Source organism: Paraburkholderia sp. A1BS-2L, assembly GCF_051125205.1.
Taxonomy (GTDB): Bacteria; Pseudomonadota; Gammaproteobacteria; order Burkholderiales; family Burkholderiaceae; genus Paraburkholderia.
In genome coordinates this window covers 1,537,381-1,559,784 of the sequence record NZ_CP120429.1, presented here as the reverse complement: position 1 = coordinate 1,559,784, position 22,404 = coordinate 1,537,381, and the positions used below count along the sequence as shown (strand labels likewise).

The 22,404-nt window shown below is 64.9% G+C and carries 24 protein-coding genes; 15 read left to right on the top strand and 9 right to left on the bottom strand.

Annotated elements, in window-relative coordinates; genetic code table 11:
- Window positions 1–2: 2 nt before the first annotated feature.
- From sdhD to P5W98_RS21810, 3 genes are all read right to left on the bottom strand, one after another.
- Window positions 3–371: a succinate dehydrogenase, hydrophobic membrane anchor protein gene (gene sdhD / locus P5W98_RS21820; RefSeq protein WP_035531259.1), complete on the bottom strand. Its 369-nt coding sequence runs from the start codon at window positions 369–371 to the stop codon at window positions 3–5.
- Window positions 372–373: 2 nt separating this feature from the next.
- Window positions 374–790, bottom strand: a complete 417-nt coding sequence (gene sdhC, locus P5W98_RS21815) for a succinate dehydrogenase, cytochrome b556 subunit (protein ID WP_421026021.1) — start codon at window positions 788–790, stop codon at window positions 374–376.
- Window positions 791–944: 154 nt separating this feature from the next.
- Window positions 945–1,757, bottom strand: a complete 813-nt coding sequence (locus P5W98_RS21810; RefSeq protein WP_421026022.1) for a GntR family transcriptional regulator — start codon at window positions 1,755–1,757, stop codon at window positions 945–947.
- Window positions 1,758–2,130: 373 nt separating this feature from the next.
- On the opposite strand from P5W98_RS21810, the gene P5W98_RS21805 reads away from it, so the two are divergent.
- The gene (locus P5W98_RS21805; protein WP_035531254.1) at window positions 2,131–3,117 is read left to right on the top strand and encodes a malate dehydrogenase; all 987 of its coding nucleotides are present in this window, start codon (window positions 2,131–2,133) and stop codon (window positions 3,115–3,117) included.
- 96 nt (window positions 3,118–3,213) lie between these two features.
- The gene (locus P5W98_RS21800) at window positions 3,214–4,245 is read left to right on the top strand and encodes an HpcH/HpaI aldolase/citrate lyase family protein (RefSeq protein ID WP_421026023.1); all 1,032 of its coding nucleotides are present in this window, start codon (window positions 3,214–3,216) and stop codon (window positions 4,243–4,245) included.
- On the opposite strand, the gene P5W98_RS21795 is transcribed toward P5W98_RS21800, so the two are convergent.
- Window positions 4,223–4,411 carry a hypothetical protein gene (locus P5W98_RS21795; RefSeq protein ID WP_421026024.1) on the bottom strand — a complete coding sequence of 63 codons (189 nt, stop codon included), beginning with the start codon at window positions 4,409–4,411 and terminating at the stop codon, window positions 4,223–4,225. The two genes, P5W98_RS21800 and P5W98_RS21795, sit on opposite strands and share 23 nt — an antisense overlap.
- Here P5W98_RS21795 and P5W98_RS21790 point away from each other — a divergent pair.
- The 6 genes from P5W98_RS21790 to P5W98_RS21765 all read left to right on the top strand — a co-directional run bounded on the left by P5W98_RS21790 (window position 4,410) and on the right by P5W98_RS21765 (window position 10,871).
- The gene (locus tag P5W98_RS21790) at window positions 4,410–4,910 is read left to right on the top strand and encodes a hypothetical protein (protein ID WP_421026025.1); all 501 of its coding nucleotides are present in this window, start codon (window positions 4,410–4,412) and stop codon (window positions 4,908–4,910) included. The two genes, P5W98_RS21795 and P5W98_RS21790, sit on opposite strands and share 2 nt — an antisense overlap.
- 24 nt (window positions 4,911–4,934) lie before the next feature.
- A complete protein-coding gene (locus P5W98_RS21785) occupies window positions 4,935–6,386 on the top strand; it encodes a bifunctional 2-methylcitrate dehydratase/aconitate hydratase (RefSeq protein WP_421026026.1) in 1,452 nt (483 codons plus the stop codon).
- A 69-nt stretch (window positions 6,387–6,455) separates the two neighbouring features.
- Window positions 6,456–9,173, top strand: coding sequence for an aconitate hydratase AcnA (gene acnA / locus P5W98_RS21780; RefSeq protein WP_421026027.1), 2,718 nt, complete (start codon window positions 6,456–6,458; stop codon window positions 9,171–9,173).
- A gap of 524 nt (window positions 9,174–9,697) precedes the next feature.
- Complete coding sequence (locus P5W98_RS21775) at window positions 9,698–10,291, top strand: IMPACT family protein (RefSeq protein ID WP_421026028.1); 594 nt, start codon at window positions 9,698–9,700, stop codon at window positions 10,289–10,291.
- Window positions 10,288–10,470 (top strand): hypothetical protein, encoded by a 183-nt coding sequence (locus P5W98_RS21770; protein WP_421026029.1) that lies wholly within the window; start codon window positions 10,288–10,290, stop codon window positions 10,468–10,470. Before P5W98_RS21775 ends, P5W98_RS21770 begins: the two co-directional genes overlap by 4 nt.
- A gap of 161 nt (window positions 10,471–10,631) precedes the next feature.
- Window positions 10,632–10,871, top strand: a complete 240-nt coding sequence (locus P5W98_RS21765; protein WP_052148373.1) for a DUF2964 family protein — start codon at window positions 10,632–10,634, stop codon at window positions 10,869–10,871.
- A 10-nt stretch (window positions 10,872–10,881) separates the two neighbouring features.
- On the opposite strand, the gene P5W98_RS21760 is transcribed toward P5W98_RS21765, so the two are convergent.
- A complete protein-coding gene (locus tag P5W98_RS21760) occupies window positions 10,882–11,166 on the bottom strand; it encodes a hypothetical protein (RefSeq protein ID WP_421026030.1) in 285 nt (94 codons plus the stop codon).
- Between the two features lie 691 nt (window positions 11,167–11,857).
- Between P5W98_RS21760 and P5W98_RS21755 the strand changes: the two genes are divergently transcribed.
- Window positions 11,858–12,262, top strand: coding sequence for a helix-turn-helix domain-containing protein (locus tag P5W98_RS21755; RefSeq protein WP_421026031.1), 405 nt, complete (start codon window positions 11,858–11,860; stop codon window positions 12,260–12,262).
- Between the two features lie 23 nt (window positions 12,263–12,285).
- Here P5W98_RS21755 and P5W98_RS21750 read toward each other — a convergent pair whose 3' ends face one another.
- A complete protein-coding gene (locus P5W98_RS21750; protein WP_421026032.1) occupies window positions 12,286–13,905 on the bottom strand; it encodes a sensor domain-containing diguanylate cyclase in 1,620 nt (539 codons plus the stop codon).
- A gap of 265 nt (window positions 13,906–14,170) precedes the next feature.
- Between P5W98_RS21750 and P5W98_RS21745 the strand changes: the two genes are divergently transcribed.
- On the top strand, window positions 14,171–14,440 hold the full coding sequence (locus tag P5W98_RS21745; protein WP_421026033.1) for a hypothetical protein: 270 nt from the start codon (window positions 14,171–14,173) through the stop codon (window positions 14,438–14,440).
- On the opposite strand, the gene ppk2 is transcribed toward P5W98_RS21745, so the two are convergent.
- The 3 genes from ppk2 to P5W98_RS21730 form a co-directional block, all read right to left on the bottom strand.
- Window positions 14,434–15,354, bottom strand: a complete 921-nt coding sequence (gene ppk2 / locus P5W98_RS21740; protein ID WP_421026034.1) for a polyphosphate kinase 2 — start codon at window positions 15,352–15,354, stop codon at window positions 14,434–14,436. The two genes, P5W98_RS21745 and ppk2, sit on opposite strands and share 7 nt — an antisense overlap.
- Window positions 15,355–15,441: 87 nt before the next feature.
- Window positions 15,442–15,828, bottom strand: coding sequence for a VOC family protein (locus P5W98_RS21735; protein ID WP_421026035.1), 387 nt, complete (start codon window positions 15,826–15,828; stop codon window positions 15,442–15,444).
- A 76-nt stretch (window positions 15,829–15,904) separates the two neighbouring features.
- Window positions 15,905–16,648: a FadR/GntR family transcriptional regulator gene (locus tag P5W98_RS21730; protein ID WP_421027036.1), complete on the bottom strand. Its 744-nt coding sequence runs from the start codon at window positions 16,646–16,648 to the stop codon at window positions 15,905–15,907.
- Between the two features lie 236 nt (window positions 16,649–16,884).
- Here P5W98_RS21730 and P5W98_RS21725 point away from each other — a divergent pair, with 236 nt between their 5' ends.
- The 5 genes from P5W98_RS21725 (at window position 16,885) to P5W98_RS21705 (ending at window position 22,388) form a co-directional block, all read left to right on the top strand.
- Window positions 16,885–17,703: a (Fe-S)-binding protein gene (locus P5W98_RS21725; protein ID WP_421026036.1), complete on the top strand. Its 819-nt coding sequence runs from the start codon at window positions 16,885–16,887 to the stop codon at window positions 17,701–17,703.
- Window positions 17,704–17,714: 11 nt separating this feature from the next.
- Window positions 17,715–18,500 carry a LutC/YkgG family protein gene (locus P5W98_RS21720; RefSeq protein WP_421027037.1) on the top strand — a complete coding sequence of 262 codons (786 nt, stop codon included), beginning with the start codon at window positions 17,715–17,717 and terminating at the stop codon, window positions 18,498–18,500.
- Entirely contained in the window at window positions 18,497–19,975 is a 1,479-nt protein-coding gene (locus tag P5W98_RS21715) for a LutB/LldF family L-lactate oxidation iron-sulfur protein (protein ID WP_421026037.1), read from the top strand. The genes P5W98_RS21720 and P5W98_RS21715 overlap by 4 nt, the downstream gene beginning before the upstream one ends.
- A gap of 78 nt (window positions 19,976–20,053) precedes the next feature.
- Complete coding sequence (locus P5W98_RS21710) at window positions 20,054–21,775, top strand: lactate permease LctP family transporter (RefSeq protein WP_421026038.1); 1,722 nt, start codon at window positions 20,054–20,056, stop codon at window positions 21,773–21,775.
- Between the two features lie 127 nt (window positions 21,776–21,902).
- Window positions 21,903–22,388, top strand: a complete 486-nt coding sequence (locus P5W98_RS21705) for a carboxypeptidase regulatory-like domain-containing protein (protein WP_421026039.1) — start codon at window positions 21,903–21,905, stop codon at window positions 22,386–22,388.
- The last annotated feature ends 16 nt before the right edge of the window (window positions 22,389–22,404 follow it).

The following is a 22,404-nucleotide window of genomic DNA, read 5'->3' as shown; positions in this document are numbered from 1 at the left end:
TTTTACACTCTCCAGAGAATCTGAGCGGCGTAGCCGAGGCTGCCCAGCAGCCATGCGATCGTGAGGACGTCCAGCGTGATGCGCAGGCCGACCGGCTTGATGTAGTCCATCCAGATGTCGCGCACGCCAACCCAGGCGTGATAGAACAGCGCGAGCAGCGTGACGAACGTGGCGAGCTTCATCCACTGCGCGGAGAAGATCGAGGCCCAGCCGTCGTACGAAAAATCGTGTGCGCCGAAGAACAGCGCGAGCAGCACGACCGTGTAGATCGCCATGATCACGGCGGTGGCGCGCTGGGCAATCCAGTCGCGCAGGCCGTAGTGAGCGCCCACGACGAGACGCTTCGGACCGATACCGTTTTTAGCCGACATTATTAGAACGCTCCGAAGAGTTTGGCCGCGAAGGCGATCGTGAGAACCGTGGAGATGACAACGACCACGAGCGAGGTCGACTTGCCCTTTTCCTTGCTCACGAGGTCATGGCTGAAGTCCATGAACAGATGGCGTACGCCGGCGCAGAAGTGAAACAGGAACGCCCATCCGAGGACCAGCACGATGAGCTTGACGACGATGTTGGAGAGGAAGCCCTTGAAGACCTCGAAGCTGAGCTCCGAAGTGAGGCTCTGGTCAAACAGGAACAGCAGGAAAGGCAAGAACAGGAACAGCAGCGCACCGCTCACGCGGTGGCCGATCGACACGCGCCCCGCGAGTGGCAGGCGGTATGCGAACAATATTTGCCCAAGCCCGATGTTCCGGTATTCCGGCCTCGGTTTTTTTGTGGCTTCAGCCATGCTAGACCCCTACTATGTGTTAACACTAATACGCAATTTTAGCGCCTTTTCATATCGCGCTGCAGCGAAATCCCCACCCTGGAACCGCGCGTGCGCGTGCGAGATGTCAGCGCATGAGGTGCGTCCGCCCCTTCCTGCGCGGGCGCTTACCTCATCAACTCAAGTCATTCTGATAGTAGTACCCAGTTGTGACATACCAACCGCGGCGGACCTCGACCGGACGATCTCCATAGGTATAGGACACCCGCTCGACAGATAGCAAAGGAAAACCGGCCGGAATGTTGAGCAGGTCTGCAACCATGGGCTCGGCGGCCACGGCGCGAATCTTCTCGCTCGCACGAATCATGCGCGTGCCGAAATCCGCTTCGAACATGGCGTAGAGCGGTCCTTTGTATTCGGCGAGACGCTCGGCGGTCAGGCCGCGGAACACGCCGCCGGGCAACCAGATTTCATCGAGCACGGTGCTCTCGCCGTCGAATTCCAGCAGGCGTCGGATCAGCACTACCGGATCGGCGGGCTTGAGTTCCAGTTGACGCGCGATGTCGGAGGACGCGCGCATGCGCCGGCACTCGAGCAGTTTGCTCACGTGCGGGTGCTCCGCGCCGTCGTCGGCCAGCAATCGCAGGAAGCGAAACTGCGCGCGCTCTTCATTGTGCGTTGCAACAAACGTGCCCTTGCCCTGACGGCGCACCAGCAGGTTATCGGCCGCGAGTTCATCAATCGCCTTGCGCACGGTCCCCTGGCTCACCTTGTAACGGGCGGCCAGTTCGACTTCGCTGGGGATGATCTCGCCGGGCTTCCATTCGCCGGACACGAGGCTCTGTGTAATGAGCCCCTTGATCTGCTGATAGAGCGGACTGAAGGTGGGAGACGTTGCCGCTGCTGAAGCGGACGCAGACGCGTTGGCGCCACTCTCGGGAGCGGATGAATTCGCGTTGCTGACCGGGTTCGCACTCATGGCGCGCATTTCAACATAAAGCCCCCCGGAAATCTACCCTTTTGGACGCAATAGATATGTCTTATATAAGACATAAGATACTGTTGACTTTACCCATCCCGGCTCCTAAACTGCCGGTCGAGCAAGGGTTTGCGGGCGACTCCGCGAGGGCTGGCAGGCAGCATACACCTCGTAGCGAAATGCGTCGCAGGATCGCCCCGCACACGCTGTTCCTCCGTGCTCACGGGTTATATGGCAGCCCGCCTCCGGGCCGCGGCGCGATGCGCGAAAGCCTCGCACGCCGCCCGGAAGAAGGTTCGCCGGATTCATGAACGCCTGGTGTAGCGCGCATATAGAATGGCGTTTTACCCTGGCGTCTAACGCATCTTCCTGGAGATTTTCAATGGCTAAGTCCGCAAAGCGCGTTGCCGTCACCGGCGCCGCAGGTCAGATCGCTTACTCCCTGCTGTTCCGCATCGCGAACGGCGACCTGCTCGGCAAGGATCAGCCCGTCATCCTGCAACTGCTCGACCTGCCGCAAGCGCAAGCTGCCGTCAAGGGCGTCGTCATGGAACTGGACGACTGCGCATTCCCGCTGCTCCAAGGCGTGGTCATCACCGACGACCCCAAGGTCGCGTTCAAGGACGCCGACGTCGCCCTGTTGGTGGGCGCACGCCCCCGCTCGAAGGGCATGGAGCGCAAGGACCTGCTGTCGGCCAACGCCGAAATCTTCACGGTTCAGGGCAAGGCGCTCAACGACGTCGCCAGCCGCGACGTGAAGGTGCTGGTGGTCGGCAACCCGGCCAACACGAACGCCTACATCGCCATGAAGTCGGCTCCGGATCTGCCGAAGAAGAACTTCACCGCCATGCTGCGTCTGGACCACAACCGCGCGCTCTCGCAACTGGCCGCCAAGTCGGGCAAGCCGGTCGCATCGATCGAGAAGCTCGCCGTGTGGGGCAACCACTCGCCCACGATGTACCCCGACTACCGTTTCGCCACGGTCGACGGCCAGTCGCTCAACGCGCTGATCAACGACGACGAATGGAACCGCAACACCTTCATCCCGACGGTCGGCAAGCGCGGCGCGGCGATCATCGAAGCGCGCGGCCTGTCGTCGGCGGCTTCGGCGGCCAATGCAGCGATCGACCACGTGCGTGACTGGGTGCTCGGCACGAACGGCAAGTGGGTCACGATGGGCATTCCGTCGGACGGCTCGTACGAGATCCCCGAAGACATCATCTATGGCGTGCCGGTGACCTGCGAAAACGGCGAGTACAAGCGCGTCGAAGGCCTCGAAATTGATGCATTTTCGCGCGAGAAGATGAACGGCACGCTCAACGAGCTGCTTGAAGAGCGCGAAGGCGTCGCTCACCTGCTCGGCAAGTAAGCCGTTGCAAGCAAACCGGAGTCCGCGGCGGCACAGCGGGTTCCGGTTTTTTTTCGTTCAGGCTCCTGACCCAACACTCGTCTCCTGACGCCGAAGATGCGCGCCCTCTCCCCCGCCGAAGTGCTGTTTGACGGCGAAGCGCCGCCTGTCCTCCTGCCCGTGTGCGACCACTACGCCGGCAGCGAGAAGCTGATGCTGAAATCGCTCGCGCTGCAACAGGAGCTTGGCCCGGTATTCGACATCACGCTCGATTGCGAAGACGGCGCCCAGGTCGGCCGCGAAGCCGAGCACGCGGAACTCGTCGCGTCGCTGATCGGCGGCGAGCACGACCGCTTCGGGCGCGTGGGCGTGCGCATCCACGACTTTCATCATCCGCACTGGCGCGACGACGTGCGCCTGATTCTGCGCGCCGCAAAGCGTGCGCCCGCCTACATCACGCTGCCGAAGATCCGCACCGTGGCCGACGCCGCGGAAATGACAGCGTTCGTCGAAGCCACGCGCACCGAAATGGGCATCGACAAGCCGATTCCCGTGCAGTTGCTCGTCGAAACCCACGGCGCGCTCGCGCGTGTGCTGGACCTCGCCGCACTGCGCGGCGTGCAAGCGCTCAGTTTTGGACTGATGGACTTCGTCTCCGCGCACGACGGCGCGATTCCCGACACCGCCATGCGCTCGCCGGGCCAGTTCGACCACCCGCTCGTGCGCCGCGCCAAGCTGGAGATCGCGGCGGCCTGCCACGCGTTCGGCAAGGTTCCGTCACACAATGTCAGCACCGAAGTGCGCGCCATGGACGTCGTAGCGAACGATGCACGCCGTGCCCGCAACGAATTCGGCTACACGCGCATGTGGAGCATCCATCCGGCGCAGATTCCGGTAATCATCGCCGCCTTTGCGCCGCGCGACGAGGAAATCGCCACCGCCGCCGAAATCCTGCTGGCCGCGCAAGCTGAAAAATGGGGTCCGATTCGCCATGGCGACACGCTGCACGACCGCGCGAGCTACCGCTACTACTGGTCCGTGCTGCGCCGCGCGCGCACAACGGGGCGCGCCGTGCCAGCCGAAGCTGCGCCGCTGTTCGATCGGTGCGACGCTACGCCGGGCCCTGCTATACACGAAGCGGATTCATGAAGGACGGGCTAAATTTTTTCAAATCGCAAAAGTCCTGGCTCATATCGGCAAATAGGTGAAAATAGCGTCCGCTGCGCGCTTTCGGCGCGCGCGCAATGCAACCGGCGGCTGCGCCACGCAGCCTCGCCTGATCAACCGATTTAAAGAGATAAAGGTCCGACTCCATGAAAAAACTGCTGATCGCCACCGTTATCGGCGCGCTGTCCACCACGATGATGCTGGCGGCCACCGAAGCCGCCGCGCAACCCACGACGGCCACCCCCAAGAAGCCGGCACCGAAGCACAAGATCATCAAGCGCAAGGCCAACCCGGCCAAGGAAGCGAAGGTCGATCCGATTCCGGCAGGCTCGGAACACTGGTCGTGCAACGAAGGCCTGGCCTTCGACCTGAAGGGCGACATGGCGCGTGACCAGATCGTCACCGTTCACTGGGCGAACAAGAACTACAACCTGCCGCGCCAGACCACGACGACGGGCGCCGACCGCTTCCACGACGCCGCCACCGGCCTCGACCTGGTCGTGATCCCGACCAAGGCCATGCTGTTCTCCGACAAGGACAGCTCGCGTCTGGCCGACGAGTGCAAGACCGTTGCAATGCAGCAAGGCGCGATGGCGCCGACCCAGGCCAACGCGCTGCGCGCGCCGGCAGCGGGCGCCAGCCAGTAAGCACGGCACATCGGGAACGCCTCGATGTCCGCACACGTCTCCAACGTCAGGCCGCAGCCGGATCGGGTACTGGTCGACATCGTCGACTACGTGCTCGATTTCGAGATCGACAGCGCACTCGCCCTGTCGACCGCCCGCTACTGCCTGCTGGACACGCTCGGCTGCGGACTCGAGGCGCTCTCCTACCCTGCCTGCACCAAGCTGCTGGGGCCCATCGTGCCAGGCACGGTCGTCCCGCACGGCGCGAAGGTGCCCGGCACCTCGTTCCAGCTCGACCCGGTTCAGGCCGCGTTCAACATCGGCGCGATGGTCCGCTGGCTCGACTTCAACGACACCTGGCTGGCCGCCGAATGGGGCCATCCGTCGGACAACCTGGGCGGCATCCTCGCGACCGCCGACTGGCTCTCGCGCACGGCCATCGCTCAGGGCAAACCGCCGCTCACCATGCGGCATGTGCTCGAAGCCATGGTGAAGGCGCACGAGATCCAGGGCTGCATCGCGCTGGAAAACTCGTTCAACAAGGTCGGTCTCGACCACGTGCTGCTGGTGAAGCTCGCCTCGACCGCGGTAGTCGGGCAGATGCTCGGGCTCACGCGCGACGAACTGATCAACGCCGTTTCGCTCGCGATGGTCGACGGCCAGGCGCTGCGCACCTACCGCCACGCGCCCAATACCGGCTCGCGCAAGTCGTGGGCCGCCGGCGACGCCACCTCGCGCGCGGTGCGCCTCGCGCTGATCGCGAAGACCGGCGAGATGGGCTATCCGTCCGCGCTCACGGCAAAGACGTGGGGCTTCTACGACGTCTCGTTCAAGGGCCAGCCGTTCCGGTTCCAGCGTCCGTACGGCTCGTACGTGATGGAGAACGTGCTGTTCAAGATTGCGTTTCCCGCTGAATTCCACGCGCAGACTGCCGCCGAAGCGGCGATGATGCTGCACGGCGTGCTCGCGCAACAAGGCAAGAGCGCCCAGGACATCAAGCGGATCACCATCCGCACGCACGAAGCGGCGATCCGCATCATCGACAAGAGCGGGCCGCTCGCGAATCCGGCCGACCGCGACCACTGCATCCAGTACATGGTGGCCGTGCCGCTCATATTCGGGCGTCTCACCGCCGCCGATTACGAAGACGACGTCGCGCAGGACCCGCGCATCGACGCCTTGCGCGCGAAGACGGTCTGCGTCGAAGATCCCCAGTTCACGAAGGACTATCACGACCCGGTCAAGCGTTCGATCGCGAATGCGCTCACCGTCGAACTCAACGACAGCACAACGCTCGAAGAGGTCGTGGTGGAGTACCCGATCGGTCACAGGCGGCGCCGCGACGAAGGCATCCCGCTGTTGATCGATAAATTCAGGACCCACCTCGCGCGCCGCTTCCCCGCGAAGCAGCAGCAGGCGATACTCGATGTTTCGCTCGATGCGGCACGGCTCGAAGCCATGCCGGTGAACGAATACGTCGACTTGTACGTAATCTGAGCAAGCAGGCAGACTGGCAGCAAACGTGTAGCAAAGCGTTATTTCCGCGATTAAACGAAGGAAAACACCATGGCCCACAACCTCCACAAAACGCTAAAGGAATTCGACAGCGGTTCCGGCAAAGGCAAGTTCTACTCGCTGCCGCAACTCGGCAAGCAACTCGGCGTGAAGATCAATCGCCTGCCGGTCTCGATCCGTATCGTGCTCGAGTCCGTGCTGCGCAACTACGACGGCAAGAAGATCGCGGAAGAGCACATCGAGCAGCTCGCGAACTGGAAGCCCACCGCTGCCCGCGTCGATGAAATCCCGTTCGTCGTCTCGCGCGTCGTGCTGCAAGACTTCACCGGCGTGCCGCTGCTCGCCGACATCGCGGCCATGCGTGGCGTCGCGAAGCAGGTTGGCAAGGACCCGAAGGTCATCGAGCCGCTCGTGCCGGTGGACCTCGTGGTCGACCACTCGGTGCAGATCGACTACTTCCGCCAGAAGGACGCGCTCGACCTGAACATGAAGCTGGAATTCCAGCGCAACAACGAGCGCTACCAGTTCATGAAATGGGGCATGCAGGCCTTCGACACGTTCAAGGTCGTGCCGCCGGGCATCGGCATCGTCCACCAGGTGAACCTCGAGTACCTCGCGCGCGGCGTGCACAAGAAGACCGAGGGTGCGGATACGGTGTACTACCCGGACACGCTGGTCGGCACCGACTCGCACACCACGATGATCAACGGCATCGGCGTGGTGGGCTGGGGCGTGGGCGGCATCGAAGCCGAAGCCGGCATGCTCGGCCAGCCGGTGTACTTCCTCACGCCGGACGTGGTGGGCGTGGAGCTCAAGGGCAAGCTGCGCGAAGGCTGCACGGCCACCGACCTCGTGCTCACGATCACGGAAATGCTGCGCAAGGAGAAAGTGGTCGGCAAGTTCGTCGAGTTCTTCGGCGAAGGCACGGCCTCGCTCTCGCTGCCGGACCGCGCGACCATCGGCAACATGGCGCCCGAGTATGGCGCCACCATGGGCTTCTTCCCGGTCGACGACAAGACCATCGATTACTTCAAGGGCACGGGCCGCACGCAAGCAGAGATCTCGGCATTCGAGAACTACTTCAAGGCGCAGGAGCTCTACGGCATTCCGAAGGCCGGCGACATCGACTACACGAAGACGCTCACGCTCGACCTCGGCACGGTTGCGCCGTCGCTGGCCGGTCCGAAGCGCCCGCAAGACCGCATCGAAATCGGCCACGTGAAGTCGACCTTCATCGACCTGTTCTCGAAGCCGGTCGCGGAAAACGGCTTCGCCAAGAAGGCCGCCGACCTCACGGCCGAATACGCGGCGGGCGACAAGGTCAAGCTGCATAACGGCGACGTGCTGATCGCCGCGATCACCTCGTGCACGAACACCTCGAACCCGAGCGTGCTGCTGGCCGCTGGCCTGCTGGCGAAGAAGGCCGTGGAAGCCGGCCTCACGGTCGCGCCGCACATCAAGACCTCGCTCGCGCCGGGATCGCGCATCGTCACGGAATACCTGACGAAGACGGGCCTCTTGCCCTATCTCTCGAAGCTCGGCTTCGAACTGGCGGCATACGGCTGCACGACCTGTATCGGCAACGCGGGCGACCTCACGCCCGAGCTGAACGAATCCATCACGAAGAACGACGTGGTCGCGGCGGCGGTGCTCTCGGGCAACCGCAACTTCGAGGCGCGCATCCACCCGAACATCCGCGCGAACTTCCTCGCTTCGCCGCCGCTGGTGGTCGCTTACGCGATCGCGGGCAACATCACGCGCGACCTGATGACCGAGCCGGTCGGCAAGGGCCGTGGCGGCCGCGACATCTACATCGGCGACATCTGGCCGACCAGCGAGGAAATCAACGCGCTGCTCAAGTTCGCGATGGATGCCGACGTCTACCAGAAGAACTACAGCCAGCTCACGAAGAAGGGCGACCTGTGGAGCAAGATCGAGGGCGAGGAAGGCCAGGTCTACGACTGGCCGAAGTCGACCTACATCGCCGAACCGCCGTTTTTCGGCAACGACTTCTCGATGACGCCGTCGTCGTCGGTGGCCGAGGTCAAGGGCGCGCGGGCACTGGGCATCTTCGGCGACTCGGTCACGACCGACCACATCAGCCCGGCCGGCTCGATCAAGGAAGACTCGCCCGCGGGCAAGTGGCTCAAGGAGAACGGCGTGCAGAAGGCCGACTTCAACAGCTACGGCTCGCGCCGCGGCAACCACGACGTCATGATGCGCGGCACGTTCGCGAACGTGCGCATCAAGAACCTGATGATCCCGGCGAAGGCCGACGGCACGCGCGTCGAAGGCGGCCTGACGATCCATCAGCCGAGCGGCGAGCAGTTGTCGATTTACGACGCCGCGATGAAGTACATCGACGCCGGCACGCCCACCATGGTGTTCGCGGGCGAAGAGTACGGCACGGGTTCGTCGCGCGACTGGGCGGCCAAGGGCACGCAGCTGCTGGGCGTGAAGGCCGTGGTGGCGCGCAGCTTCGAGCGCATCCACCGCTCGAACCTCGTGGGCATGGGCGTGCTGCCGCTGCAGTTCAAGGGTTCGGACAGCGTGCAGTCGCTCGGCCTGACCGGCGATGAAACCTTCGACATCGAAGGCCTGACCGACAACTTCAAACCGCAACAGGACCTGACGCTCGTGATCCACCGCAAGGACGGCAAGGACGAGCGCGTCCAGGTGCTGCTGCGCATCGACACGCCGATCGAGGTCGACTACTACAAGCACGGCGGCATCCTGCCGTTCGTGCTGCGTTCGCTGCTCGCGGCGTAAGCGTCAACAGCGCAGGCAGTTTTGCAGGTGCCGCATCCGGCAACGGATGCGGTCACACTTGGAAGCCCGGTGCAAGCCGGGCTTTTTTTTATTGCCGTGGATTTTTGACAGGCGTAACGTGACATCGCCTCTTGAGAACAGGCGAGCCTTACGACCCCGGCCGATGGACACTGTCCCGACCGGGGTTTTTTCTGTGCGTGATCTTGGGAGAAACGCGGCGCAAGACCTGCGGCGCCGCGACGAATTCGAAATATGACGGATCACCGAATGAGGAGTTCGGCGTCGCTCCAGCCAGAGCTAGATCCGTCATGCAGCGTATTATCGGCCCTGGTGACCGATACGTCATTAGCTCAGGCGCAAGAAACCCTTACGTAATCTGAAAGATTGCGGGACGAATCATGTCCAAGGCGCGTGCCCAAGGCGGCGAACCCCGCGCAAACGCATGCGCCCCATTCCGGCCGCGCAGCCGAATGGCTGCCCGCATCCGCTAACATCACGTTTTTGCTTACGCCGCACTGCCCGCTTTGCCCACTTATACCCTTGCCTCAACCGTCAGCGCGGAACTCGAGATCCGCAAAAGCCGCTTCATCGGCCTCGCGATTCCGGTCGATGGCCGCGAAGCGGCCATGGCCGAGCTGCGCCGCCTGCGCGACGAACACCCCACTGCCACGCATGTCTGCTGGGCGCTGCTCGCGGGCGGCCAATCCGGCATGTCCGACGATGGCGAGCCCTCTGGCACCGCGGGCCGCCCCATTCTCGAAGTGCTGCGCCATCACGATCTCGATGGTGTGCTCGCCGCAGTGGTGCGCTATTACGGCGGCGTAAAGCTCGGCGCGGGCGGGCTCGTGCGCGCCTATACCGACGCCATCGCAAGCGCGCTGCAAAACGCGCAGCGAGTGGAGCGCATCGCCCAGGCGCGTCTGATCGTGGAGGTGAGCTACGCCGACGAAACGCGCGTGCGGCACTGGATCGAGCAAGGGCAGCACACGCTCGTCGACAGCCGCTACACGATGACCGTGCGGCTCACGATCCAGCTTCCCGCCACCGCCCTCGATGCCGCACGCGAGGCGCTGCGCGATCTCACGCAAGGACGCGCGGGCTTTCCAGAACACGAGTGAGCCTGCCCGGCGTGCAAATGGGCAAATGGGAAAAAGCGATGGGCAAAAAAAACCGCCGTATGGCATCGGCGGTTAACAGGGGACGTGAAAAACAAGGAAGCGTGAAGAACAACCGCGAATCGACTATCGAATCGACCCGACGTGTTGATGATGGCGAGACAACATTAAGGCAAACTTAAACGCCCCACAAAGTGCGCACCCCAGCGCGTGAAACTTGCGCCGCGCGACATAACGGAGGCGCGCCGAAAGCGCGAAATCGCCCAATCGCTATAATCGTTTCATCTGGGCGAAGGCCGTATTGCATCGTGCAATCCGCCCGCCATCAACGGGGAATACCGGCATGACTTTCGAACGCTTGAGGGAAGGCGCAGGCCCCGAACGGCGCCATCGCATCTGGAGCAAGCTGCGCATCTTCGTTGCCGCGCTCGGCACACTCGGCTCCGCCACCGGCATTGCCATCGCCGTAACCGGGCTCGTGCAGTTCAATCACACCAAGGTGGTCGCCGGCGTTGCCGTGATCCTCGTCTGCACGGCGGTGTACGTCACGATCCTCGTGCGCGATCGCAATCGCGTCGACTAAATTCACGCCGTTACGCGGGTACCGCAACGTCGGCGTTGCTGCGATAGTGATCGTAGACGCGCTCGCGCTCCTCGCTCGCGAACTGACGCTTCTCCACCAGCTTGAGCATGCGATTGCGGTCGGCGCCGAGCGGCGCGTAATAGCGCTCCGCGTGCAGGCGCCGGAAGCGCTGATAGAAGTCCGGTCCCAGCAGGCCCGAAGCCGTCGCGAGCAGCGACGCGTAGTCGGCCACGTGCGGCTCGCACAAGGCTGCCGCCGCAGCTTCCAGTTTTTCGTAACGCTCGTGCAGCGGCACGCTCGGCGCGAATAGCGCATGAAATGTGCCATAGGATACGAGGCCACGTCGGCTCGCCGCGCGCAGCAGCAGACGTTCAAACCTTTTCGTCCAGTTCTTTGCTCATGCCTTTTAGATCATCAAGCGAATCGTCAATTGGATCTTCAAGTGCCCATGAACCGGTTCGCTTCGAAACACACGGTGAAGCAAAACCAGAAGGCTCATTCGGTCTGAATCGAATCGAATTCCCATAAAAATTCATGCAAATCCGAAAAGCGCATTCTGCCCAAAATTACCGATTCGCTCTCGCCAGGTGCCGTGGCAAGGGGCTAAAAACAATGATTACAAACATTTCAATTGCCCGGATGGCGGCGCATCATGTCATGAATGAACAACATTCACAGCATAGTTAAGCGATTTGGATAGGTTCATTTTTTCCGATAGTCCAGGACAATCCGTAAGTCAAGCAGACTATTTTTCCGCTAGCTATACACATTCCCTACAAAAACAATTATTAATATCTCCTGCGGAACGCCAATGCGGTCCGCACGCGCCCTGAGAGGCGCATTGTTTCGCCGTCCGCGACGGCCCGGCATAGAGCAAGAGCCATGCGAGGCCGTGGCAAGCGAGAAGACCCGCACGCACTGAAAGGGTTGACAGGAGCGGCATCCGCAAGCCGCATGTCCGGAATCTTTCGTTGACGAGTGATCACATGCTTACCCGAACCGAGAATTTGCCGAGCGTCGCGCGCAGGATGGCCGCCGGCCAGATGTTGGTGGAAGGCGCGACCGTGCACGCCGTAGCCGACTCCTTGCACCTCTCCGCCCAGACGGTGCGCCGCTACAAGTCGATTGTCGAAGACGGCGGCCTCGCCGCGCTTCAGCAGATGAGCGTGGGCGGCCGGCCCTCCGTGCTCGACAAGGCCGCAATGGGCTGGATCGCGAGCGCGCTACACGGCTCCGCGCGCGAGCATGGCTTTCCGAGCGATGCGTGGACCAACAGCCGCGTGCGCGAGTTGATCGGCCGCCAGTTCGGCGTGCACTATTCGCGCGTCTACACCTGGCAGATCGTCTCGAATCTCGGCCTCGGCCATCGGCTGTCGAAATCGGCGCGCTGAGCAGCCGGCACACGACCATCACACTACGCCGCCGCGCCGCTCCACTGCTTCGCGCAGACCTGGTTGCGGCCCGCGGCCTTGGCTTCGTAGAGCAGGGCGTCAGCGGCGGCGAGCAGCTTCGCGCCGCTTTCGCCTGCGGGCGGCTCGCAGCTCGCGCAGCCCACGCTCACGGTGACACGGCCGTAGTGCGAGCCGCGATGCGCGAGGTTGGCCGTCTCGATGCGCCGCCGGATCTTGTCCGCGATCTTGCGCGCGCCCTCGAGCGCCGTGCCAGGCAACAATACCGCGAACTCCTCGCCGCCGAAGCGTGCCGCCATGTCCGAGGTGCGCTGCGTGCCCGAGGCGATGCGCTCGGCCACGAGTTTGAGCACTTCGTCGCCGGCCGCATGGCCGTAAGCGTCGTTGAACAGCTTGAAGTGATCGACGTCGAAGAACAGCACCGATAGCGGCGTCCGTTCGCGCGACGCGCGGTTCCATTCGGCCTGGAGCCGCTGATCGAGCGCGCGGCGATTCGCGAGACCCGTGAGCGGGTCGGTCACCGCGAGGCGCTGCAATTCGGCTTCGGCGATCACCTTGTCGCGCAGCGCGAACGCGAGCACCCAGGACACCAGCACCCAGGCCGCGCCGAAGACCGTCGTCATCGCAACGGCCAGATAAGCGCGGCTTCGCCAGCCCGCGAGAATGTCGTCGATGGCGGGCGCAACGCCCACGATAATGGGCGTGCTGCCCACGTGCGCGTAGGTATAGAGACGCTCCACGCCGTCCGCTTCCGCGTGCGCCGTGAAGGTGCCCGCGTCGTGCCGCGAAATGATTTTGTAGTTGCGCCATACTGAATAATCCGCGCCCACACCGAGCGGCATGGGTGGCTTGCTCGCAACGAGCGTGCCGTCCTGCATCATGATGAAGACGCCGCCATCACGCCCGATATCGACGCGGTCGACGAGCCGCTGAAAGTATTCGAGCCTCACGACGATCAGCGCGACGCCCGCGAACGCGCCATCGGGCGCATTGATGCGCCGCGACAGCGCAACCGAGAGCACGCCGTGACGCAGGCGTGACGCAAAGGGCTTCGAGATGAAGAGGCCCACATCGGGATTGCGCTGCTGGACCCGAAAATAGTCGCGATCCGCGAGCGATACGCCCAGCGTATCGTCGGCCCTCTGCGCAGCCTTCACGTGCCCTTGCGCATCCAGCACATAGGCGCCGCCCAGAAACGATGCCGCCGTCGCACGATCGAACAGCACGCGCTGGCGCAGCGCCGGCGGCAGCGTCCATGTCTCGGGCTGCTGCGCGCCCGCCACCACGGCGTGCAACGAGAGATCGTAGAGCTCGACATTGCGCGCGATGTCGCTGCTCGCGAGACGCACGATGTTGTTCGAGTTCTCGACCGCGTGGCGCAGCTCTTCGGCGCGCCCGGAGTAAAGCGCCATGTAGGTCAAGGCCGCCATCACCGTGGCGACCAGCGTGCCCGACAGCCCTCCGAAGAACGGATTGCGGCCGATCAGCCGCGTGGCCCACTTGCCGCGCGCGAAGATCCAGATGCGCGCGCGTAGTCGCAACTGCGGAACAAATACGGCCTGCGCGGGTGCGGGTGCAGACCTGGCGGATGGCTCTCCTGCAGATTTCTGAACGTGGTCCGGCACGTGCGCAATCTCCGTGAATCGATTCGCGCGAGGACCGCGCAGCACTCGCCCCTCGCGGCGCTGCTGCATGCCTTGCGCAAAAACGTCATCAATGCGTCATAGGCGCTTTGCATGATCGAAGGCGTTGCCTTCGCCGTCGCCTTGCGCCCTCCCTGCCTGCGCGACGCTCCGTGCCCAGTGTGAGAAGCCCGCTCGTCATGCCGGATCTTTCCTTGTACCGCAGCCCGGCGCCGCCTCCACGCGCGGGCGCAGCACGAGCCTGCTGGTGTTTCTGCCCACCGTTGCCGCGGGCGCCGTCTATGTGGGCATGCATCTCGCCGACGACCTCTCGACCGTGCGCGAGCACTCCGCGCTGCCGTGGTTCCTGCTCGTGATCGCGCTTTTCATCGCGCTGGGCTTCGAATTCGTGAACGGCTTAAACGATACCGGCGGGTCCTCTATTGGGTGTTCCGCCAAACCTTCTGAGACTCTGAATTTCCGGGTTGCGGGCACGCCGCGCGGCCAGCGCGGCATGCCCGGCCAACACCGTCAATAGACGTCCGGCACGATCATGTTCTCGGGCACCGGCTGGCGAATGTAATCGGGGTGATGCACGCGCGCGGGCAGCGTCACGCTCGCGTGCTCGATCTCCTGATACGGCACCTGGGCGAGCAGATGGTGGATGCAGTTCAGGCGCGCGCGCTTCTTGTCGACGCCCTGCACGACCCACCACGGCGCCTCGGGAATATGCGAGCGCTGCAGCATGACTTCCTTCGCATGCGTGTACTGCTCCCAGCGGCGGCGGCTCTCGAGGTCCATCGGCGAGAGCTTCCACTGCTTGAGCGGGTCGTCGATGCGGCTCCGGAAGCGCACTTCCTGTTCGTCGTCCGTGATCGAGAACCAGTACTTGACGATCTGGATGCCGCTCCTCACGAGCATTTTTTCGAACTCCGGCACCGAGCGGAAAAACTCTTCGTATTCCTCGTCGGTGCAAAAGTTCATGACTCGCTCGACGCCCGCGCGGTTGTACCAGCTGCGATCGAACAGCACCATCTCGCCGCCCGCCGGCAGATGCTGCACATAGCGCTGAAAATACCATTGCGTGCGCTCGCGATTGTTCGGCGCGGGCAGCGCGGCCACGCGGCACATGCGCGGATTCAGGCGCTGCGTGATGCGCTTGATGACCCCGCCCTTGCCCGCCGCGTCGCGGCCTTCGAAGATCACCACGAGCCGGTGGCCCGTGCTCACGACCCAGTCCTGCATCTTGACGAGTTCGCCCTGCAGCCGGATCAGCTCGCGGAAATACACGCGGCGCAGCGCGCGCGCCTCGTCGCTGATCTCGAGGCCGATTTCCTGGAGGCGATCGTCGACTTCCATTTCGAGCTCTTCGTCGTAAGCGTCGATCAGTTCTTCGTCGAGACGTCGGCGGCGTTGCCGCTCCGCGCCCGCTTCACGCTCCCGTTCGTTCATGGCGACTGCTCCTCATGCAGTGGATGGCAACCCGCGCCACTATCGGCGCTACGGGTGTCATGCGTATTTCAAATGCATCGACGCGCCTCAGGGCAGCGGCTTCGCGAAGCTCAACTCATGGCCATCCGGATCGACGAGATGAAAATAGCGCTCGCCCCACGGCGCGTCCTGCGGCGCGAAGGCGGGTGTGAGGCCCGCGGCCAGCACCTGCGCGTAAAAGGCGTCCACGTCCGAGACGTGGAAGATCGCGCGGCCCCAACCTTCGACCCGGTCATGCGGCCCTTCGAGCAGATTCAGATAGCACGCGCCGCCCCCGCCTCCACCGCCGAGCACGAACGACGCGAACCCGGCAATCGCTGCACCGGGCCGGTGCACGAAGCCGAGCGCCTCGTAAAAGCGCACGGAACGCACGATATCGCTCACGGTGAACGTGATGGCGCTAAGCGACTCGAGACGCGCGACGGGCGGGTTCATGGCTTGGCTCCTTCTCATCGAGTTCCTGCGGGCGCCGCGCGAACGTCCACGCGCTGCGCCAACCCGAGCGCCAACTTTAGCAGTCTTCAGGCGCGGCAAGCTTCTTGCGTGCCCGGCGTTTCTTCGCACTGGTTGGGCCAGTTGCGGGCGCCCCGTGCTCCTCGCTCACGCGCGTGCGCACGAAGTCGATATGGGTTTGCATCGCCGTGCGCGCCTCTTCCGGACGCCGCGCGAGAATCGCTTCGCACAGCGTGCGGTGCTGCAACAGCAGATGATCCGAGGCATCCGCGTTCTGCTCGCGCAAGCCCGTGCCGTTGATCGTGATGTGCTCGCGCAGCATGCCCAGCACGCTCGTATGCAGATGCAGGAACATCGCGTTGTGCGAAGCCTGTGCGATGACCTCGTGCAGCTTCGCGTCGGCGGCCGCTTCGGCGATCTTGTCGTCGCAGGCGCGCGTGCGCTCCAGTTCCTGCACCAGCGCGCGAATGCGCGCGAGCTCGTCGTCGCTCGCGCGCATCGCCGCGAAATACGCGGTCGCGCCCTCCAGCACACGGCGAAATTCGAGGATGTCGTCGCGCAGCGCCGGATGATCGGCCACCAGTTGCCCCCACGGCGAGGCAACGCCGGTCCGCAACTGGTCGGTCACGAACACGCCCGCGCCCGCGCGACTCGCCACCAGCCCGCGCGCGGCGAGCCGCTGGATCGCCTCGCGCACCGTGTTGCGCGCCACGCCGTACTCCTGCGCGAGCACGCGCTCGGAGGGCAGCTTGGTCCCCGCGCGCCACGTGCCATCGAGCAACGACGTCTCCATTTGCCGCATCACCGTTTCCACGCGTCCGCGCGCGCCGGCCCTGTCCCTCATTGATCGCCCCCGCCCCTCGTGTGCTTCGGCGGTGGCGCGCCTGTCCGCTGTTCAGTCACTGGTCCAACCAGTTTGAGTACGCCACCCGAAGCGGGGATTATGCGCTCACACACCTGCTGTCGCCATCGCGGCGAGGCGCGCCATTCGGCACCGAATCAGGCACCGAACCATACCGAAAGCAATACGAGCGAGACATGAAGCCACGGCAATACCCCACCGGTCCACGCCCGACCGACGTCTACCTGTTCGCGACCTGCCTCGTCGACCTGTTCGTGCCGCAGGCCGGGCTCGACGCGGTCAAGCTGCTGGAGCGCGAAGGGCTCACGGTCCACTTCCCGCGCACCCAGAGCTGCTGCGGGCAGCCCGCCTACAGCAGCGGCAACCCGCGCGAAGCGCGCGAGGTGGCCCGTGCGCAGCTCGGCCTGTTCGATCAACCGTGGCCCGTGATCGTGCCCTCCGGCTCGTGCGCAGGCATGATGCGGCACCACTGGCCCGCTCTCTTCGAAAGCGATGCGGGCGATGAAACCGACGCGGCGGATGCGGCACGGGCTCGTGCGCTCTCGGGACGCATCTACGAACTCACCGAATTCCTCGTGCGCGTGCTGAAAGTAGACCTCGGCATCGCCGGCGCCTATGGCGACGCCGCGCTGAAGCAGCCCGCCGAACGCGTCGTGCTCCATACCTCGTGTGGCGCGCGCCGCGAGATGGGCACGCGCGTGCACGGCGTGGAAGCCGTCGACGCTTTGCCCGGCGTCACCCGCATCGACCACGAGCGCGAATCGGAATGCTGCGGCTTCGGCGGCACGTTCTCGCTAAAGCACCCCGACATCTCGGGCGCGATGGTCGCCGACAAGATCGCCTCCGCGTGCGCGACCGGCTGCAACCGGCTGGTGTCCGCCGACTGCGGGTGCCTGCTCAATATCGGCCATGCCGCCGAGCACAAGGGCGCGCCGCTCGCCGTCGAGCACCTCGCTTCGTTCCTCTGGCGCCGCACCGGCGGGGAGGCCGCATGAGCGCCGCCATGATCGACACCCTGGGCGCCCGCGCGCGCATGCTCGGCCGGCTGCGCGCCAGCGGGAACGCGAATGAAGGCGCCGCGCCGATGCCAGTGGACGCGCTCGACCAGCGCATCGACGCGCACTACGCGGCGCAACGCGCGCAAGCCGCCGGCGCGCTCGCCACCCGGTCGGCCCGCGTCGCGCAATTCCAACGCATGCTGGAGGCCGCGCATGCCCAGGTGATCCGCATGAGCGTAGAGGCGTGGCCCGCCGACCTCGCGCAGCGCCTCGCGGCCGCGGGCGTGAAGCGGCTGCTGCTCGACACGTCGAGCGCGGAAGGCGCGGCACTCGCCAATGCACTGCAGTCCGCCGCAACGGGCATCGAAGCACACGGCTACACAGAGCCGATCGAAGCCTGGAAGTCCGAACTGTTCGACCGCATCGACGCGGGCTTCACCGTTGCGCGCTCGGGCCTCGCGGCCACCGGCACGCTCGTGATCGTACCCGACGCCCACGCGCCGCGCACCGTCTCGCTGGTGCCGCCGCTGCACGTCGCGCTGATCCACGCGCGCACGCTGCACGCGGACCTGCATGCGGCCGTTGCCGCCGAGCGCTGGCGCGACGGCATGCCCACCAACCTCGTGATGATCTCGGGCCCCTCCAAGACCTCGGACATCCAGCAGACCACGGCTTACGGCGCGCACGGGCCGCGCGCGCTGTGGGTAATCGTCGTCACCGATGACAATGCCGACGAACCCGCCGACGAGACCGGCTCGCCCGCGAATTTTCCCCAGCACGGAGCCGCGCAATGAGCAAGACCGCCAGCCCGGCGCAAGCCGCGCACCACGAAAACCCACTGCATTTCGTGCCCACGGCCGAGTTCCGCGAGCGCGCCCGCGCGGCGCTCCACGACCCGAAGTTGCGCAAGAGCTTCCGCGGCGCGATGGATTTTCTGCAAGGCAAGCGCACCGCGCAATTCCCCGATGTCGACGAACTCGAGCAACTACGCGACCTCGGCGAAGCGGTGCGCCAGCACGCGCTCGCACGTCTGCCCGAGTTACTGGAGCAACTCGAAGCGAAGCTGAAGGAAAACGGCATCCACGTGCACTGGGCCGAGACCGCCGACGACGCCAACCGCATCGTCCACGGCATTGCGCAGCGGCACGCGGCCACGCGCGTCATCAAGGGCAAGTCGATGGCGAGCGAGGAGATCGAGCTGAACCATTACCTCGCAGGGCGCGGCATCGACTGCATCGAGTCGGACATGGGCGAGTACATCGTGCAGCTGGCGGGCGAAAGGCCCTCGCACATCGTGATGCCGGCGATCCACAAAACGAAGGGCGATATCGGGCATTTGTTCGAAGCACACCTTCCCGATACGCCCTACACGGAGGACGTCGACACGCTCATCCAGACGGGCCGCCGCGCGCTGCGCCGCGCATTCGTGGATGCGCAGATCGGTCTATCGGGCGTGAACTTCGCCGCCGCCGACACGGGCACGCTGTGGCTCGTCGAGAACGAGGGCAACGGCCGCCTCTCGACCACGGTGCCCGACGTGCATATCGCGATCATGGGCATGGAAAAGGTGGTCGCGAAGCTCGCGCATATCGTGCCGCTTTCGAGCCTGCTCACGCGCTCGGCCACGGGCCAGCCGATCACCACATATTTCAATCTGATCAGCAGCCCGCGCCGCGCAGGCGAAATGGACGGGCCGCGCGAGGTGCATCTCGTGCTGCTCGACAACGGCCGGACCCAGGCCTACGCCGACGCGCAGTTGCGCGCCACGCTGCAATGCATCCGCTGCGGCGCGTGCATGAATCACTGTCCGGTGTATGCGCGCATCGGCGGGCACGCTTATGGCACGACCTACCCCGGCCCGATCGGCAAGATCATCTCGCCGCATCTGCTCGGGCTCGACGCAACCGCCGACCTGCCGACCGCATCGAGCCTGTGCGGCGCGTGCGGCGAAGTCTGCCCGGTGCGCATCCCGATTCCGGACTTGCTGGTGCGTCTGCGCACCGAGGCGAACCGCTCGCCCGACGAGGCCGTCGCGCATCCGCTGCGCGGCCAGGGCGCGAATCACAGCAGGAGCGAGCAGTTCGTCTGGCGCTTCTGGAGCGGCGCGTTCGCGCATCCGCGCGCCTATCGCGCGCTGCGCTGGGCCGCGACGCGCCTGCGCGCGCTCGCGCCTTCGCAGCAGATGGGCTGGACGCAGCATCGCACGCCGCTCAAGCCCGCGCCGCGCAGCCTGCACGACTTGCTTCGCGAGCGCGATCAACCGCAGTAGGCCGAATACCAGAACATATTTCATCAGGCATGCGAAATTAAATCGCAAATTCGACCCGCATCCACGGAGGAGACCGTAATGCAACCCTGGCATCAGATCTATACCCCGCTCGGCAGCCTCTGGCTGTCCGCGCTCGTGGCCGTCGTGCCCATCGTGTTCTTCTTCGTCGCGCTCGCTGGCCTGCGGCTCAAAGGCCACGTCGCCGCGGCCATCACGCTCGCGCTAGCGCTGGCCGTGGCCATCTTCGAATACGGCATGCCGGTGCGCCAGGCGCTCGTTTCGGCGGGCTTCGGCTTCGCCTATGGCTTGTGGCCGATCGCGTGGATCATCGTGACCGCAGTGTTCCTCTACAAGATCGTCGTGAAGACCGGGCAGTTCGAGATCATTCGCGCCTCCGTGCTCTCGATCACCGACGATCAGCGTCTGCAAGTGCTGCTGATCGGCTTTTCGTTCGGCGCGTTCCTCGAAGGCGCGGCGGGCTTCGGCGCGCCGGTCGCGATCACCTCGGCGCTGCTGGTCGGCCTCGGCTTCGAGCCGCTCTATGCGGCGGGCCTGTGCCTCATCGCCAACACCGCGCCCGTGGCGTTCGGCGCGATGGGCATTCCCATCATCGTCGCGGGCCAGGTGACCGGCATCGACCCGTTCCTGATCGGCGCGATGGCGGGCCGCCAGTTGCCGCTGCTCTCGCTGTTCGTACCGTTCTGGCTCGTCTTCATCATGGACGGCAAGCGCGGCATCAAGGAGACCTGGCCCGCGGCGCTCGTGGCCGGCGCCAGCTTTGCCGTGACGCAATACTTCACCTCGAATCACATCGGGCCTGAGTTGCCGGACATCACTTCGGCGCTCGTGAGCCTCGTCTCGCTCGCCGCCTTCCTCAAGGTGTGGCAGCCGCGTCGCGCGGCGCAGGCAGCGCCGGCCGCGAGCCTGCGCGTGAGCGGCGGCGCGGCGGCGCTGGGCGGCTTCGATGGCGGCTTCGGCAACGCGGCGGCGAACACATTGTCGAGCCGCCAGGCATCGCCTTACAGCATCGGCCAGACCGTGCGCGCCTGGTCGCCGTTCTTCCTGCTGACCGCCATCGTCACGGTGTGGAGCATCAAGCCGTTCAAGGCGCTGTTCGCCGCGAAGGGCGCGCTCGCCGGCACCGTGCTGAGCTTTCATGTGCCGGGACTCGATCAGTTGGTGGTGCGCACCGCGCCCATCGTGGCTTCGGCCAAGCCCTATGAAGCCGTGCTGAAAATCGACTGGCTCTCCGCCGTGGGCACCGCGATCATGCTCACCGCCATCGTCTCCACGATCGTGCTGAAGATGAAGCCGCGCGCCGCCGTTGCAGCATTTTTCGAAACCCTCGGCGAATTGCGCCGCCCGGTGCTCTCAATCGGCCTCGTGCTGGGCTTCGCGTTCGTCGCGAACTACTCGGGCATGTCGTCGACGCTGGCGCTCGCGCTGGCCGGCACCGGCGCCGCGTTCCCGTTTTTCTCGCCGTTCCTCGGCTGGCTCGGCGTGTTCCTGACCGGCTCGGACACCTCGTCGAATGCCCTCTTCTGCTCGCTGCAGCACACCACGGCGCACCAGATCGGCGTGTCGGACACGTTGCTCGTCGCCGCCAATACTTCGGGCGGCGTGAGCGGCAAGATGATCTCGCCGCAATCGATCGCGGTGGCCTGCGCGGCCACGGGCCTCGTCGGCAAGGAAGCGGAGCTGTTCCGCTTCACGGTGCGTCATAGCCTCTTTTTCGCGGCGGTAGTCGGCGTCATGACGCTGATCCAGGCTTATGTGCTCACCGGCATGATCGTGCGGTGAGCAAGCGCGCCGGCAACCGCCGAAAACGCGCTCGCCCTGTGTTTTAAGGGACTTTTAAGCCGCGCTGCCTAGGCTGGATTCGTCCGGCGCGTCACACGCGCCGGCGTATCCGACATAGGAGGTAAAAATGAAAGCACGCTCGACTCCGTGGAAGGGCACGGCCATCTCGCTCGCGGCCGCACTCGCGCTTGCGTTCGGCACACAAGGCGCTTTCGCCGCGACCGCGAGCGCCACGAACACCCCGGCCGCCCCGGCCGCTGCCAGCGCCCTGCCGCCGGCGCACCATGCCGGCAACGTCTCGTACCTGTCCGGCGGCATCGGCAGCGACCAGTCGGCGGCGTTCAAGGCCGCGATGTCGCGCTACCCGCTCTCGCTCGAATTCGCGCGCCAGTCGGCGAACGGCAACGAGTACCTCGCTAACGTGCCCGTGAAGATCGCCGACTCGCACGGCCAGCCGCTCGTCTCCACCCGCACCAACGGCCCGTTCATGCTCGTGACGCTGCCCAACGGCCACTACGTGATCACGGCAAGCCACAACGGCAAGACGGTCCAGCGTCCCGTGGATATCGGCAAGACCTCGCACGCGCACGAAGCCTTCGTCTGGCCGATGTAATCCGGCACGATCGTGC

Bases quoted from the DNA above. Each gene is read 5' to 3' on its own strand.
- P5W98_RS21755 (WP_421026031.1), top strand. From the start codon at position 11,858: ATGCTTACCCGAACCGAGAATTTGCCGAGCGTCGCGCGCAGGATGGCC.
- P5W98_RS21795 (WP_421026024.1), bottom strand. From the start codon at position 4,411: ATGGAGTCGGACCTTTATCTCTTTAAATCGGTTGATCAGGCGAGGCTG.
- P5W98_RS21790 (WP_421026025.1), top strand. From the start codon at position 4,410: ATGAAAAAACTGCTGATCGCCACCGTTATCGGCGCGCTGTCCACCACG.
- P5W98_RS21710 (WP_421026038.1), top strand. From the start codon at position 20,054: ATGCAACCCTGGCATCAGATCTATACCCCGCTCGGCAGCCTCTGGCTG.
- sdhD (WP_035531259.1), bottom strand. From the start codon at position 371: ATGTCGGCTAAAAACGGTATCGGTCCGAAGCGTCTCGTCGTGGGCGCT.
- P5W98_RS21725 (WP_421026036.1), top strand. From the start codon at position 16,885: ATGAAGCCACGGCAATACCCCACCGGTCCACGCCCGACCGACGTCTAC.
- ppk2 (WP_421026034.1), bottom strand. From the start codon at position 15,354: ATGAACGAACGGGAGCGTGAAGCGGGCGCGGAGCGGCAACGCCGCCGA.
- P5W98_RS21765 (WP_052148373.1), top strand. From the start codon at position 10,632: ATGACTTTCGAACGCTTGAGGGAAGGCGCAGGCCCCGAACGGCGCCAT.
- P5W98_RS21805 (WP_035531254.1), top strand. From the start codon at position 2,131: ATGGCTAAGTCCGCAAAGCGCGTTGCCGTCACCGGCGCCGCAGGTCAG.
- P5W98_RS21735 (WP_421026035.1), bottom strand. From the start codon at position 15,828: ATGAACCCGCCCGTCGCGCGTCTCGAGTCGCTTAGCGCCATCACGTTC.
- P5W98_RS21800 (WP_421026023.1), top strand. From the start codon at position 3,214: ATGCGCGCCCTCTCCCCCGCCGAAGTGCTGTTTGACGGCGAAGCGCCG.
- P5W98_RS21705 (WP_421026039.1), top strand. From the start codon at position 21,903: ATGAAAGCACGCTCGACTCCGTGGAAGGGCACGGCCATCTCGCTCGCG.
- P5W98_RS21715 (WP_421026037.1), top strand. From the start codon at position 18,497: ATGAGCAAGACCGCCAGCCCGGCGCAAGCCGCGCACCACGAAAACCCA.
- acnA (WP_421026027.1), top strand. From the start codon at position 6,456: ATGGCCCACAACCTCCACAAAACGCTAAAGGAATTCGACAGCGGTTCC.
- P5W98_RS21810 (WP_421026022.1), bottom strand. From the start codon at position 1,757: ATGCGCGCCATGAGTGCGAACCCGGTCAGCAACGCGAATTCATCCGCT.
- P5W98_RS21730 (WP_421027036.1), bottom strand. From the start codon at position 16,648: ATGCGGCAAATGGAGACGTCGTTGCTCGATGGCACGTGGCGCGCGGGG.
- P5W98_RS21785 (WP_421026026.1), top strand. From the start codon at position 4,935: ATGTCCGCACACGTCTCCAACGTCAGGCCGCAGCCGGATCGGGTACTG.
- sdhC (WP_421026021.1), bottom strand. From the start codon at position 790: ATGGCTGAAGCCACAAAAAAACCGAGGCCGGAATACCGGAACATCGGG.